Annotated in this window: 11 protein-coding genes; 3 read left to right on the top strand and 8 right to left on the bottom strand. The window is 60.6% G+C overall.

The window, feature by feature from the left end:
- Positions 1-5 precede the first annotated feature (5 nt).
- On the bottom strand, positions 6-1,211 hold the full coding sequence (locus tag ACRWA7_RS28985) for a glycosyltransferase (protein WP_438393887.1): 1,206 nt from the start codon (positions 1,209-1,211) through the stop codon (positions 6-8).
- Positions 1,212-1,570: 359 nt separating this feature from the next.
- On the opposite strand from ACRWA7_RS28985, the gene ACRWA7_RS28980 reads away from it, so the two are divergent.
- Together ACRWA7_RS28980 and ACRWA7_RS28975 are read left to right on the top strand one after the other, a co-directional pair.
- Positions 1,571-2,818 carry an oligosaccharide flippase family protein gene (locus tag ACRWA7_RS28980; protein ID WP_060859097.1) on the top strand — a complete coding sequence of 416 codons (1,248 nt, stop codon included), beginning with the start codon at positions 1,571-1,573 and terminating at the stop codon, positions 2,816-2,818.
- On the top strand, positions 2,818-3,897 hold the full coding sequence (locus ACRWA7_RS28975; RefSeq protein WP_438393885.1) for a glycosyltransferase family 4 protein: 1,080 nt from the start codon (positions 2,818-2,820) through the stop codon (positions 3,895-3,897). The genes ACRWA7_RS28980 and ACRWA7_RS28975 overlap by 1 nt, the downstream gene beginning before the upstream one ends.
- Before the next feature lie 87 nt (positions 3,898-3,984).
- Here ACRWA7_RS28975 and ACRWA7_RS28970 read toward each other — a convergent pair whose 3' ends face one another.
- Both ACRWA7_RS28970 and ACRWA7_RS28965 read right to left on the bottom strand, forming a co-directional pair.
- On the bottom strand, positions 3,985-4,131 hold the full coding sequence (locus ACRWA7_RS28970) for an MFS transporter small subunit (RefSeq protein ID WP_438393884.1): 147 nt from the start codon (positions 4,129-4,131) through the stop codon (positions 3,985-3,987).
- A gap of 29 nt (positions 4,132-4,160) precedes the next feature.
- Entirely contained in the window at positions 4,161-5,558 is a 1,398-nt protein-coding gene (locus tag ACRWA7_RS28965) for an L-lactate MFS transporter (protein ID WP_060859089.1), read from the bottom strand.
- A 695-nt stretch (positions 5,559-6,253) separates the two neighbouring features.
- On the opposite strand from ACRWA7_RS28965, the gene ACRWA7_RS28960 reads away from it, so the two are divergent.
- Positions 6,254-7,075 carry an alpha/beta fold hydrolase gene (locus ACRWA7_RS28960; protein WP_060859090.1) on the top strand — a complete coding sequence of 274 codons (822 nt, stop codon included), beginning with the start codon at positions 6,254-6,256 and terminating at the stop codon, positions 7,073-7,075.
- A gap of 61 nt (positions 7,076-7,136) precedes the next feature.
- Here ACRWA7_RS28960 and ACRWA7_RS28955 read toward each other — a convergent pair whose 3' ends face one another.
- The 5 genes from ACRWA7_RS28955 to ACRWA7_RS28935 form a co-directional block, all read right to left on the bottom strand.
- Complete coding sequence (locus ACRWA7_RS28955; protein WP_060859091.1) at positions 7,137-8,246, bottom strand: MraY family glycosyltransferase; 1,110 nt, start codon at positions 8,244-8,246, stop codon at positions 7,137-7,139.
- A 74-nt stretch (positions 8,247-8,320) separates the two neighbouring features.
- A complete protein-coding gene (gene galE / locus ACRWA7_RS28950; RefSeq protein WP_438393880.1) occupies positions 8,321-9,355 on the bottom strand; it encodes a UDP-glucose 4-epimerase GalE in 1,035 nt (344 codons plus the stop codon).
- A 24-nt stretch (positions 9,356-9,379) separates the two neighbouring features.
- Positions 9,380-10,546 (bottom strand): glycosyltransferase family 4 protein, encoded by a 1,167-nt coding sequence (locus tag ACRWA7_RS28945; RefSeq protein WP_438393879.1) that lies wholly within the window; start codon positions 10,544-10,546, stop codon positions 9,380-9,382.
- A 29-nt stretch (positions 10,547-10,575) separates the two neighbouring features.
- A complete protein-coding gene (locus ACRWA7_RS28940; RefSeq protein ID WP_438393877.1) occupies positions 10,576-11,376 on the bottom strand; it encodes a glycosyltransferase in 801 nt (266 codons plus the stop codon).
- On the bottom strand, positions 11,373-12,629 hold the full coding sequence (locus tag ACRWA7_RS28935; protein ID WP_438393874.1) for an oligosaccharide flippase family protein: 1,257 nt from the start codon (positions 12,627-12,629) through the stop codon (positions 11,373-11,375). The genes ACRWA7_RS28940 and ACRWA7_RS28935 overlap by 4 nt, the downstream gene beginning before the upstream one ends.
- Positions 12,630-12,712: the final 83 nt, after the last annotated feature.

Raw genomic sequence — 12,712 nt, 5'->3', positions numbered from 1 at the left:
TTTTTTCAGGCGATGGCTTGCCTGAGCGTCTGCTTGAATTCGCTCAACGTGTTGCGCTCAAGCAGATGCGGTTGTTTGTCGGCCGTTTGCTTTGCTGGTTCGAAGACCTGATCGAGCGCCCGGTTGATCGAAGCCGCCGACAGATCTTCAACCACCGGTCCCAGTTCGCCCGTACGACAGAACCAGCCGATCAATCCATCGGCCGTCGCGACCACCGGCTTGCCGAACCGGTATGCCTGCACGAGCACGCCGCTCATGCCGTAATGTCCCTTGTAGCCGAGCCACACGACATCGCAGGCTGAAAACAGATCGAGCTCTTCTTCAGCGGTAATAAAGCGGTCCATGAAAACCGGCGGCGGAGACAGCGTGTTCGCCGATCCGAAGAACGCGCGGATGTCATCGTCCTGAGCGCCGGCCACGACGAGCGTAGGCTTATCCATGCCCTGCCTCTGGGCCAGCGCCGTGGCGAGCTCCTGAATGCCCTTGCGTTCGGTGATCGCGCCATACACGAGCACGTGCTTGCCCGCGCCCAGGCCCAGACGCTGACGCGCGATGGCGGGCTCGGTCGCCTTGGCGTCGGGAAACGGGTCCGCCAGATACTGCACCGCTGCGCCCCGGCTCGCCTGATACCGGTCGCGTTGCCCCGGCTTTCCGGCGCACCATTCGGTAAGCGTGGGATCGATGGTCAGCAGCGTCTTCAAACCCGGCACACGTATCGCGCGGCGGAAAAGCTGCGCCTTCACGCCGTTCACCAAAGGCTCGCGCGGCGCTTTCACGCCGACTTTCGCATGATGAAAATTCGCGCGCATCGTGATGCCAACCCACGGCGTTGCGCCGAACGGCGAACCCGTGAACGGCAACGCGTAAAAGAAATAATCGACGTAAGGCACCACCACGAGCGAGACTCGGCGGCCCCGGCTGGCGATATCGAATGCGTGCTTGAAGTCGCGGAAAAAGCGCACGTAACTGACCTTCGCGAAGCCTTTTCCACCATGCGCGAGCGGCGCGACGAACTGGATGTCGAGTTCCGGCCGCTTTTCACGCGCAATGCGCTGGCTAAGCGAGTGATCCGCGTTAGCGGGATCGGTCACGATCACGCACGGATACCCCGCTTCCGCATAAGCCGCCGCTGCCCACTCTGCATACCGCCACCGATGCCCGGTGAAATTCGGTTCGATAATCAGCACGGTGCCCCGCGTGTCATTGGCCATGGTCTATTTTTTAAGCGTGCAAAAAGGTCGCGATGTTGGAGCGGTAAGGCGCAGAGCGCCGGCGTCTTCGTGGGTAAAACAGATGTCAGGCGCCGGCGCATTCGCGCACAAGGGCAACACTAGCATTGCTGCAAGTTTTGCAAGCGCCAAACTCAGGGTATTCCTCTGGCGAAAAAAGACAGTGAGCGAGCGTACATGAGGGCCGATATCAACTACGAGATGGCGCACAACACATGGCGCGGCACGTTACCTTTGCGGAAAACCTTGGGGCATGCATCGCTAATGAAAAGTCAAGTCTGGCCGGCAATCCGTTTGTCGTGCTCTAAATACAAAAAACCGACCCGACGCGAGGAATGTCTGTGAGAGCAGTTCGCTTACCGTTTTCAACCGCGAGCGTGCGCTTCGACCAGGACGCCGCGATCTGGGTCCTGCTGCAGCAAATCGTGGTGCGGGGTTTCGTCGCCGTCAAGTTCCTGGCGATAGGGCGCATTCTCGGGCCGGCCGCCATTGGCAGCGTCAGCGTGGCGCTGCTCGCGGTGGCGATTGCCGAGGCGCTCAGCGATACCGGCCTTGCGCAAGCCGTGGTACAGGGCCGCGAAACACCCAACCGCGCGCAACTCGGCGCGGTCTGGACCACGCTGGCTTCGCGTGGCGCGCTGATCGCCGTATTGATTGTCTGCGCCTCGCCGCTGATGGATCAGCAATTCCATCTGGGCGGATCGCTGCTTTTGCTGCAGATGGCCGCGCTGTTGCCGCTGATTCGCGGCGTGGCGTCGCCAGCGTATTACATCGTCACGCGCGAGCGCGGCTTCATGCGGATCGCGGGCGTGGAGATGTCGTCGGCATTCCTCGATTGCGCGATTGGCCTGGCCTTCGCGCTCGGCGGCGCGGGCGCATATTCGGTGTTGCTCGGCATGCTGGCGGGCGAGACGTTGAAAACCGTGTTGACCTGGACCACCATGGGGCCGCGTCCGCCGCTGCGTGCATCGTGGAAAGGGATTGGCCATTACGTGAATTTCAGCCGCTGGATCTGGGCGGGCAGCGTGGTCAATCTGCTGCTGAACCAGTTCGACAAAGTGATCGTCGCGAAGCTGCTTGGCCCGGCGCAGCTGGGCGCGTATCAGATGTCGTCGAAGCTCGCGCAAATGCTATTGGCCGATGCGGCAATCGCGATGTCGCAATATCTTTTTCCGACGTTCTCGGCGCATCATCGCCGGGACGCGGACTTCGCGGCGCGGCTCTTTCGCCGCTATCTCGGACTCATCGCGGGAGGACTTGTGGTGCTGGTGCTGATCCTGCGCTTTGCCGCCGAACCGCTCTTCCAGATCGTGCTGGGAAGCGCATGGCTGCCGGCCGTGCCGCTGTTCCGCATCTTCGTGGTCAACATGGCGATTGGCGCGGTCATTGCGGTGCTCGTGTCCTACCTGCGCGCGGTCGGCTTGCCGAAGGTCGCCACGCACGCGTCGATCATCCAGGCGGTGGTGTTGCTCGCCACGGTGCCGGTCGCCACGCATATGTGGGGCGTGACGGGCATTGCCTGGGCCATGACGGGCGGTCTTGCTGCCGCGGCCGGCTGGATGCTGTTCCGAATCGTCAGGGAGGCGTGATGCGCATCCTTCATCTCGTACTGGCACCGCGGCTTTCGGGCGCGGAAGTGCTGGCCAAGGACCTGGCGATTCATCAGCAGAACAGCGGCGAAACGGTCGGCATGACGTCGCTGCGGCCTCAGCACGAAGACTTCACCGAACTTCGCCGCGAACTCGATATGAACCGCGTCGAGTGCATGTTCCCGGTGGCAACGCACGGAACGCTCGGCAAGTTGTGGCATTTGTACCAGTCGGTGAATCACTATCGGCCGGACGTGGTGTTTGCGCACGCGACCATTCCGGCGTTTTACGCGCGCGCGTTGCCCATTGCCGCGCCCGTGGTGTACGTGATGCATTCGGCGACCAATGATTTCGAGCGCGGTTTGTTCAGGCGCATTGAACGTGTGTTGTCGCGGCGCGCGCGCGCGGTGATCGCGGTGTCGCCGGCGAATATCGATGATTACGTGGCGGCGGTCGGCCGCCATCCATCGATGCAACTGATTCCAAACGGCGTCGACATGGCGCGTTTCGCGAAAGGCCTGACAGCGAATCCCATCGATGGCCACGCGCAGATCGTGCAGATCGGCCGGTATACATCGGTGAAAAATCAGTTGCAGACCGTGCATGCCTTCAAGGAGGTCGTGAAGGCCGTGCCGCACGCGCGTCTGCTGTTGGTCGGCGTGATCGAAGACCCTGCGTATTTCACGGCGGTGAACGATCTCGTGGCGAAGCTCGGACTCGAACGGCATGTGACGGTGGAGGGGCCGCGCTCGGATGTATCGGACATCTTGTTCAAGGCCAGCGTATTCGCCATGCCTTCGCGGTCTGAAGGGCATAGCATTGCGTTTCTGGAAGCGCTGGCGTCGGGCGTGCCGATCGTCGCTAGCCAGATCCGGCCGTTCAGTTTTGCGGAGGATTTCCCGGCGGTGCATTTGCTCGATCCCGAGGACACCGCGAGCTACGCCCGGGCATTGGTGACGGCATTGAGCGAAGGACGGGCGCAAAGGCCGCTGGGTGGGCTTACGCTTGCGGATACGGCTGAGCGGTATCTTGCGGTGGCGCGGGAGGTGACGAACGGGATGGCGGCGGCGCCGGCGTGATCTGACGGTCGCTGTTGCATAAAATATCAGCAATGAAAAACGCCGGCTCTGAACTGCAGCCGGCGTTTTTATTTTTCCTCTACATGCTCAATGAAACAGCTTCGTCGCCTGGACAAGTGTGTTGATCACGCCCCACGCCAGCGGCACGAGCACGTAAATCCAGAACACCCCCAGCAGCACCTTGTTGGTCGGAACGCCATCCGACGAATGATTTTGATCGATACGCGTGTTCATCGTGTTCTCCGGTTATCTGTGTTCTGGCTTTATTCCGACGCAAGCGCCGACGCACTCATGTGATGTTTCTCGTTCACGTGCTTCACCAGCAGATTGCAGATAAACCCGAGAATCAGCAGACCCGCCATGATGTGCAGCGTGGTTGTGTAGGCCTGCGTCTTTTCTACGCCGTGCGCCACCTGATACGCGCGGATATAGTTCACCAGCACCGGCCCCGCAATACCCGCGGCCGCCCACGCGGTAAGCAGCCGTCCATGAATGCCGCCAACGAACTTCGTGCCGAAGATATCGGCGAGATAGGCCGGCACGGTCGCGAAACCGCCGCCATACATGGAGAGGATCACGCAATACGAAAGCACGAAGAGCGCGACGTTGCCGCTCTGCGCGAATTGCGGCACGAGCCAATACAGCACGGCGCCCAGCGCGAAAAACACGAAGTACGTATTCTTGCGGCCCAGCCAGTCCGAACCCGACGCCCACACGAACCGTCCGCCCATGTTGAAGAGCGACAGCAAGCCGACAAACCCCGCCGCCGCGCCTGCGGTGATGGTCGCCTTGAAGCTCTCCTGGATCATCACCGACGCTTGTCCCAGCACGCCGATACCCGCCGTCACGTTGAGAAACAGCACGAGCCAGATCAGATAGAACTGCGGCGTCTTCAACGCCTGATCGATATGCACGTGATTGCGCGTGATCATCTTGTTGCCGTTCGCCGCTGGCGGCGTCCAGCCCGCCGGCGTCCAGTTGGCGCGTGGCACGCGGATGGCGAGCGCGCCTATGGACATGGAGATGAAATAGACAATGCCCAGCACCACGAAGGTCTCGGTCACGCCGTTGCTGGTCGCGCTCTTGAAGTGATTCATCAGCGCGACCGAGGCGGGCGCGGCGATCATCGCGCCGCCGCCGAAGCCCATGATCGCCATGCCGGTCGCCATGCCGCGGCGGTCGGGGAACCAGCGGATCAGCGTTGAAACCGGCGATACATATCCAAGCCCGAGCCCGATTCCGCCAATCACCCCGTACCCGAGATACACCAGCACGATCTGATGCAGGTGGATGCCGAGCGCCGCGACCAAGAAGCCGCCGCCGAAGCAGCAGGCAGCCGTGAACATCGTGCGGCGCGGGCCGACTTTTTCGAGCCACTTACCCGCGAACGCCGCCGACAAACCCAGGAACACGATGGCAAGCGAAAAGATCCAGCCGAGCGTGGTCAGCGACCAGTCGTCGGGCGCTGACTCCGTGATACCGATCACGCGGGTGAGAGGCGCGTTGAATACGGAAAACGCATATGCCTGACCGATACACAAATGCACCGCGAGCGCGGCGGGCGGCACCATCCAGCGCGAAAATCCTGGCTTGGCTACGGTGGCTTCTTTAGAAAAAAATCCGGGTGATGCGTGAATTGCGCTATCTGAGCGAGAGCTCATTGTGGTCTCCAAACTGGGTTTATTGCGCTGTTTATCGTTTGCTTTTCTTATTGCATGACTTATCCGGTTTTCCGGCAGAATTTCCGGAAAGCCGATTCGATCGCCGTAGTGCGGTGAAAGAGAAAATGGACAGGTAATGCGCAAAGAATAGGCTTTGAATATTCATAATTTTCACGCATGGAAGCGTTGCTACCACGATAGTTAAGCCATTGAATCAATGCAATAGGATATCGTCAGACATAAGTGTTTGTACTAATGCGGCAAGCCCTGTGTTCGGCTGTTTTTACGGCATCGACTAAACACGGGCTTCGGGATTATCCGAAGCCCACCGGTAAAAAAGGCGCAGTGCGCCGCGAACATTAAAATCACTATGCGTCTAATAGCATCGATTAATCGCGGCATATCCGCGGTAATTTAAATCGCTCGCCGGATGCGGTGGCGCTCCATATCCCGCCATTCGTGTGAATTGTGGAAGTCTTTCCAGCGACACGTTCCTGCCGTAACCTGATGCAGTTCCACGCGGTGCAACCCCGAAATTCCAGGCAACAATGAACATCTAGACGCCGTATGAACGGCGCGGCTCGTCTCATGGCGGGGAATACGAATACCTTTGCAGGTCCCTCGCGTTGCGCACACGAAAAGAGCGTTTCTCAACGTGGACGCAACGCGCAATCTCACCCTAAGGAGCACGTTCGATGAGCACGATCAAGACGAAGGACGGCACGGAGATTTTTTATAAGGACTGGGGGTCGGGCAAGACGGTGGTTTTTTCACATGGCTGGCCGCTGGACGCGGACGCCTGGGATTCGCAAATGCTGTTTCTGGTTCAGAAGGGATTCAGGGTCATCGCGCATGACCGGCGCGGTCACGGGCGCTCCGGCCAGCCCGCGCAAGGCAATGACATGAACACCTACGCGGACGATCTGGCCGCCGTCATGGATGCGCTCGACGTGAAAGACGCCATGCTGGTGGGCCATTCCACAGGCGGCGGCGAGGTCGCGCATTACATCGGGCGTCATGGGACGGGGCGGGTATCGAAGGCGGTGTTGATTGGCGCCGTGCCGCCGCTGATGCTCAAGACGGAAGGGAATCCGGGCGGCGTGCCAAAAGACGTATTCGATGGAATCCGGACCGGCGTCGCGTCCGATCGCTCGCAGTTCTACAAGGATCTGGCGATTCCTTTCTTCGGCTACAACCGCGACGGAGCGAAGCAGTCGCAGGGTGTGATCGATTCCTTCTGGGCGCAGGGCATGCTCGGTGGAATCGTGGGGCAATACGCGTGCATCCGCGAGTTTTCGGAAGTGGACTACACGGAAGACCTGAAGAAGATCGATGTGCCGACCTTGATCCTGCATGGAGACGACGACCAGATCGTGCCTATCGATACCGCTGGACGCATGTCGGCGAAGATCGTGTCGAACGCCACGCTCAAGGTGTATCCGGGCGGCGCGCACGGCATGTGCGTGGTGGAAGCGGACAAGGTGAACGCGGACTTGCTGGAGTTTGCATCGAAGTAAATTGCATTGAAACAGGCGTGTGCGCCGGCTTAAAACGCCGGCGCAATTTTTTCATCGCGCGTTATTTCTTCGCCTGATGTGCCCGGCGAAACACCATCCATCGCGGTGACTTGAATCTGACAATGCTCACGTACAACCACACGTACGTAAAAGCAAATACCACGACAAAACAGAACAGATGCACCGTATGCCGCCAGAACAGCGTGGCCGGTATCACGGCGACCAGGCACAGCAACCACAAGTACGGCGACGTCAGCGAATTGCGGCGTGTGAGTTCGCGTGCGTTCTGTGCACCGACGGCCCATCGCATGAGGCGTTTATAAACCAGCATATGCAGATGCACGCCATCGGGAATGCCCGGTGAAATACCGCGTATGAATTTCTTCCGGTAGATCGAGAAGCAGGTCTCGAAGATCGGATACATGAAGAGCAGCACAGGGAACCACGCCGATACATCGCGGTTGCGCATCACCAGCATGATCGACAGTTCGGCGAGCATGAAGCCGATGAAATACGCGCCGCCATCGCCGAGAAAGATCAGCCCCGCCGGGAAGTTCCAGATGAAAAAGCCCATCACCGCGCCCATCATGATGAGCGACGCCGACAGCACGACCGGATCGTGGACCTGGAACGCGACGTAGGCGAGCGACGCGAACATCATGAACGCGACCATGGATGCAAGCCCGTTGAAGCCGTCGATGATATTGATCGCGTTCGCCAGCGCCGCCACCGCGACCACGGTCACGAGGCATGAAATGAGGCTGTAGGTCAGCAGGAAGTCGAGCGGCGGCACGCTGATGCGCGTCACCGCAATGCCGAGCAGGAAATACGCGAGCGCGGCGGCGGCCATGGTGCAGACAAGGCGCACGACGGGCGTAACGCGCTTGGTCAGGTCTTCAACGAGCCCCGAAAAGAAAGCGGGCAATCCGCAGGCGACCACGGCAAGAATGCCGCTCGATACAACCGGGTAGCTCCATCGAAGCTGCACGGCGGAGACCGAAAGCCCAAGCAGTATCCCTACGCCACCGATGCGCGGCACCGACCGCGCGTGGAATTTTTGCACGCCGGTCAGATCGGTATCGCCGGAAATGCCTTCGTGCAAGTGCGCAAACCGCACGATCAACAGCGTGATGAACAGCGAAACCAGAAAACCGAGCGCAAAGCTAAGCATGAAAAATAATCGCTAAAAGGAATGCGCCGGGCCGCGCTTTCAGTCTTGCGAAAGCGCGGCCCGGACAAGACCGGTCAGGCAAAGCCCTTCGGATTCTGCGACTGCCAGCGCCAGTGATCGGCGCACATCCGCTCAATGCCATGTTCCGCCTGCCAGCCGATCAACTCGGCCGCCGCGGCGGGATTGGCGTAGCACTCGGCGATATCGCCCGGGCGGCGCGCCACGAGTTCATACGGCACGGGCTTGCCCGAAGCCGCCTCGAACGCCTTCACCACGCCCAGCACGCTGTAGCCCTGACCCGTGCCCAGGTTCACCACGAAGCTTCGATCAAGCGATTGCAGCGCGTCGATCGCCTTGATATGGCCGCGCGCCAGATCCACCACGTGGATGTAGTCGCGCACGCCGGTGCCATCGGGCGTGGGGTAATCGCTGCCAAAAATGCGCAGGCGTTCGAGCTTGCCCACGGCGACCTGCGCCACATAAGGCATCAGGTTGTTCGGCACGCCGGCCGGATCCTCGCCGATCAAGCCGCTTTCATGCGCGCCGACCGGGTTGAAGTAGCGCAGCGTGGCGATGCGCCAGGACGGATCGGAGATTTCCAGGTCGCGCAGGATCTGCTCGGCGATCAGCTTCGACTGACCGTAGGGATTGGTCGCCGACAGCGGAAACGATTCGTCGATAGGCACGCTCTTCGGCATGCCGTACACGGTCGCCGACGAGCTGAACACAATCTTCTTCACGTTGCGCGCGCGCATGGTGTCGAGCAGCACGAGCAGGCTGTCCACGTTGTTGCGGTAATACTCGATCGGCTTTGCCACGGATTCACCCACGGACTTCAGCGCCGCGAAATGGATTGCGCCAGTGATCGTGTGTTCGTCGAAGATGCGGGCGAGCGCGGATTCGTCGCGCGCGTCGGCTTCGTAGAACGCAAGCTGCTTGCCCGTGATCTGCTCCACGCGCTTCAGAGACTGAGCATTGCTGTTCACGAGGTTGTCGATCACGACAACGCCGAATCCCGCGTTCAACAATTCAACGCAGGTATGCGAGCCGATAAAACCCGCGCCGCCGGTAACGAGAATGGTGCCTTTTGCGCTGGTAGGTTCGGTCATATGTGACGCTCCCGGAGATGCTTTTTAAAGTGAAACGCCGGTCGCCGAGAATCCGGTAATCGCGCGTATTGTGCCTTTATAACGTTCAACGACGCCGTTTTCATCGAATTCCCGTGTGACCTTGGCGCGGCCCGCCACGCCCATTTCTGCGCGCGCCGCGTGACTCAGCAACAGCATGCGCTCCAATTGTTGCGCAAGGCTGTCCACGCTTTTCGCCTCGCAAAGAAAGCCGGTCACGCCGTTTTCAACGACTTCGCGGCAGCCCGGAACGTTGGTGGCGACAATCGGGCGGCCCATTGCCGATGCTTCCATCAAGGTTCGCGGCACGCCTTCACGATACGACGGCAACACCACGCAATCCGCGTTATCGATGAATGCGCGGACGTCGGTCGCTTCGCCGAGGTAATCGATGACGCCTTCACGCTGCCACGCCTGGACTTCGTCGAGCGTGATCGCGCTTGGGTTGTCGACGCCTGCCGGCCCCAGCAACTGGAACCGGGCGTAGGGATATTTCGCGCGTATCCGGCGCGCTGCCTCGACGTATTCCGCCACGCCTTTATCCCACAGCAGGCGGCCAATTAAAACGAAAAAAAAGCCTTCCGTCTGCGGGTTGGCGCGCGGTAGCGGCTGAAAAGCGTAGTCGGCGAGATCGACGCCTTCGCCGTGCAAAAGGCGCGCGCGTTCGGGATGCACGAGCAGGTTTTGATCGATGAACGCCTGGCGGTCGTCCTTGTTCAGGAACCAGACTTCGCGCGCGAAGCGGAATGCGAACCTGTAGAGCTTCTTCGCGATGTTCGCCGTTCCGCTTTGCTGGATAAACACATAGCCGAGGCCGGTGGTGACGGCTATTGACGGAACGCCCGCGAGTTTCGCGGCAATCGTTCCGTAGATGTTCGGCTTGATCGTGTAGTGAAAGACAATGTGCGGTTGCGTCCGCCGATACTCGCGATACAGCGCGGCGAGCGTCTTCAGGTCATCGCGGGGATTGGTTCCTTTCGAGGCCATGGGCAATTCGACGCAACGGCAGCCCATGTCTTCCATCAGCGGGAACGTGCGGTCGCGCGGCGCGATGATCGACACCTCGGCGCCTTGTTCGACCAGCATTCGCAGCAAACCGCGCCGGTAGGTATGGATTGCCCAGCCGGTGTTGCACACGAGGGCAATGCGAAGGCGGGATTTCTCTGCGTTCATTCGTTCCATTTGAAAATAGTGGCGTTGTTTCAGGCACCCAGCAGGCGCGTTTTCAAGGCGCGCAACGCGCGATAAGGCAGCACGAGATGCACCGCGTTCTTCGCCACGCCGATCCAGTCCGGCAGGTTCGTCACACGCAGATATTTCATTTGCAGCCGCAGCGTGGACCACACTTGCGAGCGGCGTTTAGTGGCGCTGATCCCGTGTTCATTGAGTTCGTAATACACGCCGAATTCCGGAAGATTCGCGCCATCGTGGTGCTTCATCAGGCGCAGGATCAGGTCCAGATCTTCAGCCGCCCGATACTCCGCGCGGTAATTGCCTGCTTCGATCACCGCGTCCACGCGCAGCATCAGCGAAGGATGCGTGAAGCACGCGCGCATGAGCATGGCACGCCGGATATCGGCGGGTTCGGTTGGCGGCTGCAAGTCGAAAAGCGGCGCGCCTTGCATGTCGACCACGTGCGTCCACATGCCGAGCACGGCCGTTTCCGGATGCGCTTCCATATAGGCGCGCTGTTTTTCCAGCCGGTGCGGCGTGGCGAGATCGCCCGCGTCGATGCGCGCCGCGTACCTGATCCCACGCGCGGCCAGCGCATCCATGCCCGCCTGCAACGCACGCTCGATACCACCGTTGCGCGCCATCCGCAGCACTTCAACGGACATGTTCGCCGCCGCTGGCGCGACGATGGGCGGCAAGCTGCCGTCATCGACGATCAGCACGCGCACCGGCGCGCGTTCGCAAAACGATGCAAGCGTGCGCTCGACATCGTGTTGCGCGTTGAACGCCGGAAGCAGCACGGCGACGTCATCGAGAAAGGGCGTGCTCATGCCTGCAGCCTGAAGCGGATGTAGTACAGATTCACCGACGCCGCCGCCAGATATCCCGCGGCCAGTCCGGCCAGCGCGCCGTAACTGCCCATGCGCGGAATCGCGATCAGGTTGACGATAGCCGCGACCACCAGCGCCAGCAGCCACTTTGCGAGCAATACGAACTTCGCCTGGTATTTCAGCACGACCAGATTACCGATTGCTTCAATTCCGGCCGGCAGCGAAAGCCAGACGGCCCAACGGAAGATATCGATGGAATCCTCATACGCCGGCCCGAACACATGCGAAATGATGAACGCCGCGAGCAGGTCGAGCACGATTGCGCCGCCGATCATCAGCAGCGCGGTCATCGCGAACAGCCGCACGATATTGCGTTTCAACTGCGGCGCATCGTTCACCTTGTAGACAAAGGCCGGCGCGATGGTCTGCGCGAGCATCAGCGCGAGCGCGATCCAGTTCTCGTTGAGCTGCTGCGCGGCGGAGTAGACGCCGAGATGGGCGAAGGAGACATGACGCTCCAGCATCAGCCGGTCGAGTTTCATGAATAACGACATGCAGATCAGCCCGAGCCAAAATACCGTGCCCGCGCTGGCGAAATGTTTGAAAAGCGGCCAGTCGAGACGCCAGCCGAGCGTGCCGCCATTGCGGCGCATGTAATACACCACCAACACGCCGCCGATCGCTGCCGATTCCAGCGCCCAAAGCCAGCCGAAGCGCGCGGGATTCGCCGCTGCGCGCACCAGCAGGAACACCAGCGCCGCCTTGAGAATGGCCGTGACCATGCTGGTCAGCAGTTGCGGCTTGCTGTAAGTCATGCTCTGCAGCCACGCGTTGATCACGCCGACAAACGGTTCGCGAAACAGCATGGTAACGGCGAGTCCGGCGAGCATCGCGCCGACCAGGGGATCGGTGAAACCGGCCGCGATGCCAATCCACGTCAGGACCAGCGCCGCGGCCGAAATGCCGATGCGCAGCACGAACGCGCTGCCGAGCACCGTGCCGATCTGCCTGGGATCGCGATGCACGATGGTCGGCACGAGGATCTCCGCGCCGCAGACCCAGGTGACTGGTGCGATTACGAGCAGGAGCGTGTTGGCGTATTGCCATTTGCCGAAGACATCGGGACCGAAATACCGGGCGAGCAGGCCGCTGATGCCGATCGCGACTGCAATTTGCGTAAGCCGCTCAAGCCCAAGCCAGACAATATTCGCAAGCGCTCGGGCAACGTCCGGGTTCTTGATCCGTTTCAGCATGCGTCGGCGGCGCTCGCAGCGGGCTTACGAAACCTGTCAGGAACGGGTACGTCAATTGCTACCTTTCCCCCGCCGCTGAAACC

This window comes from Caballeronia sp. DA-9 (genome assembly GCF_051615025.1).
GTDB classification, from domain to species: domain Bacteria; phylum Pseudomonadota; class Gammaproteobacteria; order Burkholderiales; family Burkholderiaceae; genus Caballeronia; species Caballeronia sordidicola.
The sequence above is the reverse complement of the archived record's forward strand: the minus strand, read 5'-3'. Positions and strand labels throughout refer to the sequence as shown.

Bases quoted from the DNA above. Each gene is read 5' to 3' on its own strand.
- ACRWA7_RS28985 (WP_438393887.1), bottom strand. From the start codon at position 1,211: ATGGCCAATGACACGCGGGGCACCGTGCTGATTATCGAACCGAATTTC.
- ACRWA7_RS28945 (WP_438393879.1), bottom strand. From the start codon at position 10,546: ATGAACGCAGAGAAATCCCGCCTTCGCATTGCCCTCGTGTGCAACACC.
- ACRWA7_RS28965 (WP_060859089.1), bottom strand. From the start codon at position 5,558: ATGAGCTCTCGCTCAGATAGCGCAATTCACGCATCACCCGGATTTTTT.
- ACRWA7_RS28975 (WP_438393885.1), top strand. From the start codon at position 2,818: ATGCGCATCCTTCATCTCGTACTGGCACCGCGGCTTTCGGGCGCGGAA.
- ACRWA7_RS28970 (WP_438393884.1), bottom strand. From the start codon at position 4,131: ATGAACACGCGTATCGATCAAAATCATTCGTCGGATGGCGTTCCGACC.
- ACRWA7_RS28960 (WP_060859090.1), top strand. From the start codon at position 6,254: ATGAGCACGATCAAGACGAAGGACGGCACGGAGATTTTTTATAAGGAC.
- ACRWA7_RS28955 (WP_060859091.1), bottom strand. From the start codon at position 8,246: ATGCTTAGCTTTGCGCTCGGTTTTCTGGTTTCGCTGTTCATCACGCTG.
- ACRWA7_RS28940 (WP_438393877.1), bottom strand. From the start codon at position 11,376: ATGAGCACGCCCTTTCTCGATGACGTCGCCGTGCTGCTTCCGGCGTTC.
- galE (WP_438393880.1), bottom strand. From the start codon at position 9,355: ATGACCGAACCTACCAGCGCAAAAGGCACCATTCTCGTTACCGGCGGC.
- ACRWA7_RS28935 (WP_438393874.1), bottom strand. From the start codon at position 12,629: ATGCTGAAACGGATCAAGAACCCGGACGTTGCCCGAGCGCTTGCGAAT.